This window comes from Brevundimonas sp., from assembly GCF_036402095.1.
Lineage (GTDB): Bacteria > Pseudomonadota > Alphaproteobacteria > Caulobacterales > Caulobacteraceae > Brevundimonas.
Genome location: NZ_DASWTO010000216.1, coordinates 1 through 4,734 on the forward strand (window position 1 = coordinate 1; position 4,734 = coordinate 4,734).

A 4,734-nucleotide genomic window follows, 5' to 3' on the forward strand; every position below is an offset into this window, starting at 1 on the left:
CGCGCGCCCGCGCCCGGTCCTCGCCCGCATCCAGCGCCAGCAGTTCGCCGATCTGCTCCAGGGTGAAGCCCGCGCCCTGCGCCGAGCGGATGAAGCGCAGCCGCCGCACATCCCCGGCCCCATAGCGCCGCACCCCGCCGCCCAGACCCGGCCCGTCGGGCCGCGGCGGCGTCTCCAGCAGGCCGCGCCGCTGATAGTACCGCACCGTCTCCACCCCGACGCCGCCGGCCGCCGCCAGCCGCGCGATGGTCATCCGATCCCCCGTTCCGGGCATGCCTTGCCTCCGTACCATGATACGGACCCTACATGGGGCGCGGACCGTTATCGGCAACAGGAGAAAGCCCCATGTCCGCCCAAAATCCCGCGCCCCGGAAGACCGCCGTCCTTCACCGCATGGTCATGCCCGACCACGTCTGCCCCTATGGCCGCAAGTCGCTGTGGCTGCTGCGCCGCAAGGGCTATGCGGTGCAGGACCATCACCTGAAGACCCGCGAGGAGACCGAGGCCTTCAAGGCCCTGCACGGCGTCAAGACCACGCCCCAGACCTTCATCGACGGCGTCCGCATCGGCGGCCACGACGACCTGCGCCGCTTCTTCGGCGAGACGGTCCCCGAGCCGGGCGCGACCAGCTACACGCCGGTGCTGGTGGTGTTCGCCGCCGCCGCCCTGATCGCCCTCGCCATCGACTGGCTGTCCATGGGCGCGATCTCGACGATGGTCCTGCCCAATTTCATCGCCGCGGCGATGATCCTGCTGGCCATGCTCAAGCTGCAAGACGTCGAGAAATTCTCGACCATGTTCCTCAACTACGACCTGCTGGCCCAGCGCTGGCCGGCCTATGGCTACATCTACCCCTTCGCCGAACTGGGCGCGGGCGTGCTGATGCTGGCCGGGGCCCTGACCTGGCTGTCGGCGCCGGTGGCCCTGTTCATCGGCGGCGTCGGCGCGGTGTCGGTGTTCAAGGCGGTCTATATCGACAGGCGCGAGCTGAAATGCGCCTGCGTCGGCGGCTCGTCCAACGTCCCGCTCGGCTTCGTGTCCCTGACCGAGAATCTGATGATGATCGCCATGGCCGTGTGGATGCTGGCGGGGCACTGACGATCACCTCTCCATGCGCGAAGGCGAATGGGGAGGACGACCGCGCAGCGGTCAGGAGGGGGCGGCGCGGAGGGAGGGTGATTGGCGCCTGGCTGGCGGACGCCTGCGCCGCCCCCTCCTGATCGCCACTGGCGCGCCGATCTGTCCTCCCCATTCGCCTTCGCTCATGGAGAGGTGAGCGGGATCTACCCCACCTCCCTCAGCCCCGCCCTGAGCTCGTCCGCGTCCCGGCCCAGCTCCGCCTCGACGCGGGCGTGCTCCTCCACCCACACCGGTGTCGCCCGGGCCAGCAGGGCCCGGCCCGCCTCGGTCAGCGCGGCCCGGCGTCCGCGCCGGTCCTTCGCGTCCACCGACACCGTCACCGCCCCCATCCGCTCCAGCGGCTTGAGATTGGCCGTCACCGTGGTCCGGTCCATGGCCAGCAACGAAGCCACCGCGCCGATGGTCGGCGGCTCTGGCCGGTTCAGAGAGTTCAGCAGCGAGAACTGGCCGCTGGTGATCCCGAAGGGGCGGAACGCCTCGTCGAAGCGCCGCGACAGCGCCCGCGCCGCCCGCTGGGCGTGCAGGCACAGGCAATGATCCCGGATGTGCAGGGTGGCGGCGAAGGCGGCCGGAATGTTTGACATGCGCCAAGATATGTTGATATCAACATAATAGTCAACGATCACCGGGCGCGGACGGCGCCGGGAACCCAGCAGGAGCTCGCCATGATTCAGGTCACCGCCTTCAGATGGGTCCCGCCCTTCGCCCAGGGGTCCGTCCGCGACATCCGCGTGCGCTGGGCGCTGGAGGAGGCCGGTCTCGGCTACGACGACCACCTGATCGGCTTCGAGGACCAGTCGACCCTCGGGTATCGCGCCCGGCAGCCCTTCGGCCAGGTGCCGGCCTACAGCGACGGCAAGGTCGAGATGTTCGAAAGCGGAGCCATCGTCCTGTGGATCGCCCAGCATTCCGACGCCCTGATGCCGGCCGACGACGCGGGGCGGGCCATGGTCCTGACCTGGCTGTTCGCGGCCATGAACAGCGTCGAGCCCTATGTCGCCGAACTGGCCACCATCGACCTGTTCCACCCCGACAAGGCTTGGGCGAAGGAACGCCGGCCCGAGGTCGAGGCCTTCCTGCGCAAGCGGCTCGCCGATCTGCAGACCGCGCTCGGTGACCGCAACTGGTTCGCCGGCGACCGCTTCAGCGCCGCCGACATCCTGATGACCCATGTGCTGCGCGATCTGCGCCACACCTCCATCGTCGCCGACTTCCCAGCCCTGGCCGACTATGTCGCCCGCGCCGAGGCCCGGCCCGCCTTCCAGCGGGCGCTGGCAGACCAGCTGGCGCCGTTCCGGGCCGCCGAGGCGGCCGATCCCCGCCTCGTGGCGGCCTGACCCCGATCGGAGGTTTCGCCATGGCCCGGCTCGTCTTCGCCATGAACGTCTCGCTCGACGGCTACGTCGACCACGACAGGTTCGCGCCCGATCCGGTGCTCTTCCGGCACTGGATCAAGCAGGTGCGCGAGGCGACCGGCATGGTCTACGGGCGGCGGCTCTACGAGATCATGCGCTACTGGGAGGAGGACGACCCCGACTGGACGCCGGACCTTCGCGAGTTCGCGGCGGCGTGGCGCGCCGAGCGCAAATGGGTGGTGTCGCGCTCCCTGACCTCGGTCGGTCCCGGCGCCACCCTGATCTCGAGCGACGTGGCGGGCGCGATCCGCCGGTTGAAGCAGGACCTCGGGGGCGAAATCCACGTCGGCGGACCGGCCCTGGCGCAAGGCCTGACCGAGGCCGGCCTGATCGACGAGTATCGCCTCTACATTCATCCCGTGGTGCTGGGGCAGGGCGCTCCGTTCTTCGCCGGTCCGCCGCCGCCGCTGCGCCTCGTGGCCCATGACCGGATCGGCGGGGAGGCGATCCGCCTGACCTACGCGCCCGCATGACGGCGGGGTGATTGCTGCGCTGCAAATCCGCCGTCAGCCATCAGACTTTTCAGACTTAACCCACTGTTTTCCCGCGAGGTTGTCATGACGTCAGCGTCATGAACGCGCCGCAGGGCGAGCGCCCGCTATAATGGGGCTTTCCGCGAGACATCGCCTCGCCCGGTCTTTGACAATCACACCTGTCCGACCCCGCCACAGGGATCGTACGCTTCCCGCTTTCCGCTGTTTGCCGACCCTGCCGACTCTGCCCCCCCGTCTTTCACCGGGCGATGACGACTCTGCCGACTCTGCCCCCCTGTTTTTCATCGACCGCCCCCGACCAGCGCCGCCCGTTCCTCCGCGGTCAGCAACCGCCACTTCCCCTCCGGCAGATTGTCCAGCTTCAGCGGCCCGATGCGCACCCGGATCAGGTCGACGACCTCCAGGTCGACCATCTCGCACATCCGCCGGATCTGCCGGTTGCGGCCCTCGCGCAGGATGAACTTCAGCCGCTGGGTCTCCAGCCGGCTGACGTACGCCGGCTTCAGCTGCCGCCCGTCCAGCATCAGGCCGTGGCGCAGGATCTTCAGCTTCTTCTCGGTGACGTCCCCGGTCACCCGGACCAGGTACTCCTTGTCGAGGTCCGACCCCGGCCCGATCACCGCCTTGGCCACGACGCCGTCCGACGACAGCAGCAGCAGCCCGCGCGAATCCTCGTCCAGCCGCCCGATCGGGGGCAGGGACACCTCGTCCGCGGGCGTCACACCCTCGCCGACGCGGTTGTTGTCCGTGACCAGTCGAACCGCCGGCAGCTTGTTGGGCTCCGGCTGCCCCGAGACGTAGCCGACCGGCTTGTGCATCACGATGGTGACGCCCTCCGCCAGCGCCGCCGTCGCCCGCTCGTTCAGCGTCAGCGTCTGCCCCGGCTGCAGCTTGCGCCCCGCGTCGGTGACCACCGCGCCGTCGACCGACACCAGCCCCTCGGCGATCAGCGCATCCGCCTCCCGCCGCGAACAGATGCCCGACTGACCCATGAACTTGTTCAGCCGCACCGGCTCCGCGCCGTCGTAAGTCCGCGACAGGCTCATCCGCCCACCCGCCGGAACAGCAGCATCAGATTGTTGGCCGGCATGGCCACCCGCCGCGTCAGCGCCAGCCCCTCCGCCTTCGCCGCCGCCGCCACCGCGTCCCGGTCGCGCAGACCCCACGCCGGGTCCCGCGCCTTCAGGCTCTCGTCGAAGGCCGCGTTGGACGGCGCCAGCGGAACCTCCGCCTCCCGGTATGGCCCGTAGGTGACCAGCAGCCCGCCGACCGGCAGCACCTGCCCGGCCAGCCGCATCAGCCCCTCCGTCGCCGCCCACGGGCTGATGTGGATCATGTTGATGCACACGACGGCGCTGAACGGCCCCTCGGGCCAGCCCGCCGCGTCCAGCACGTCCAGGGCCAGCGGCGGCCGCAGGTTCGGCAGGCCCGCCGCCTCCGCCCAGGCCGCGATGCTCGCCCGCGCCTCCATCGACGGATCGCTTGGCGTCCACTCCAGCCCCGGCAAGGCCCCTGCGAAGGCGACGGCGTGCTCGCCCGACCCGGCGGCGATCTCCAGCACCCGCCCCCGCGCCGGCAGGTGCGCCTTCAGCACCTCCAGAATCGGCCCCGCGTTCCGGGCCGCCGCGGGGGAGGCGAGGGCGCCCGCGGGAGTCGCGCTGATCGCATCCATGGTCTGCATGGCG

Annotated in this window: 7 protein-coding genes; 3 read left to right on the plus strand and 4 right to left on the minus strand. The window is 70.4% G+C overall.

Annotated features, from left to right (window positions below; genetic code table 11):
* Nucleotides 1–274, minus strand: a 274-nt coding sequence (locus VGD32_RS14210; RefSeq protein ID WP_331032534.1) for a MerR family transcriptional regulator, incomplete at its 3' end; no start/stop codon positions are given.
* A gap of 71 nt (nucleotides 275–345) precedes the next feature.
* Here VGD32_RS14210 and VGD32_RS14215 point away from each other — a divergent pair.
* Nucleotides 346–1,098 (plus strand): glutaredoxin, encoded by a 753-nt coding sequence (locus VGD32_RS14215; protein WP_331032535.1) that lies wholly within the window; start codon nucleotides 346–348, stop codon nucleotides 1,096–1,098.
* 185 nt (nucleotides 1,099–1,283) lie between these two features.
* Here VGD32_RS14215 and VGD32_RS14220 read toward each other — a convergent pair whose 3' ends face one another.
* Complete coding sequence (locus tag VGD32_RS14220; RefSeq protein WP_331032536.1) at nucleotides 1,284–1,724, minus strand: MarR family winged helix-turn-helix transcriptional regulator; 441 nt, start codon at nucleotides 1,722–1,724, stop codon at nucleotides 1,284–1,286.
* An 81-nt stretch (nucleotides 1,725–1,805) separates the two neighbouring features.
* Here VGD32_RS14220 and VGD32_RS14225 point away from each other — a divergent pair, with 81 nt between their 5' ends.
* Together VGD32_RS14225 and VGD32_RS14230 are read left to right on the plus strand one after the other, a co-directional pair.
* A complete protein-coding gene (locus VGD32_RS14225; protein WP_331032537.1) occupies nucleotides 1,806–2,477 on the plus strand; it encodes a glutathione S-transferase family protein in 672 nt (223 codons plus the stop codon).
* Between the two features lie 20 nt (nucleotides 2,478–2,497).
* On the plus strand, nucleotides 2,498–3,028 hold the full coding sequence (locus VGD32_RS14230; protein WP_331032538.1) for a dihydrofolate reductase family protein: 531 nt from the start codon (nucleotides 2,498–2,500) through the stop codon (nucleotides 3,026–3,028).
* 302 nt (nucleotides 3,029–3,330) lie between these two features.
* Here the strand turns inward: VGD32_RS14230 and VGD32_RS14235 are convergent, their stop codons facing one another.
* The gene (locus VGD32_RS14235) at nucleotides 3,331–4,095 is read right to left on the minus strand and encodes a pseudouridine synthase (protein ID WP_331032539.1); all 765 of its coding nucleotides are present in this window, start codon (nucleotides 4,093–4,095) and stop codon (nucleotides 3,331–3,333) included.
* A partial coding sequence (locus tag VGD32_RS14240; RefSeq protein ID WP_331032540.1) for a DUF938 domain-containing protein occupies nucleotides 4,092–4,734 on the minus strand: 643 nt, incomplete at its 5' end. The genes VGD32_RS14240 and VGD32_RS14235, both read right to left, overlap by 4 nt.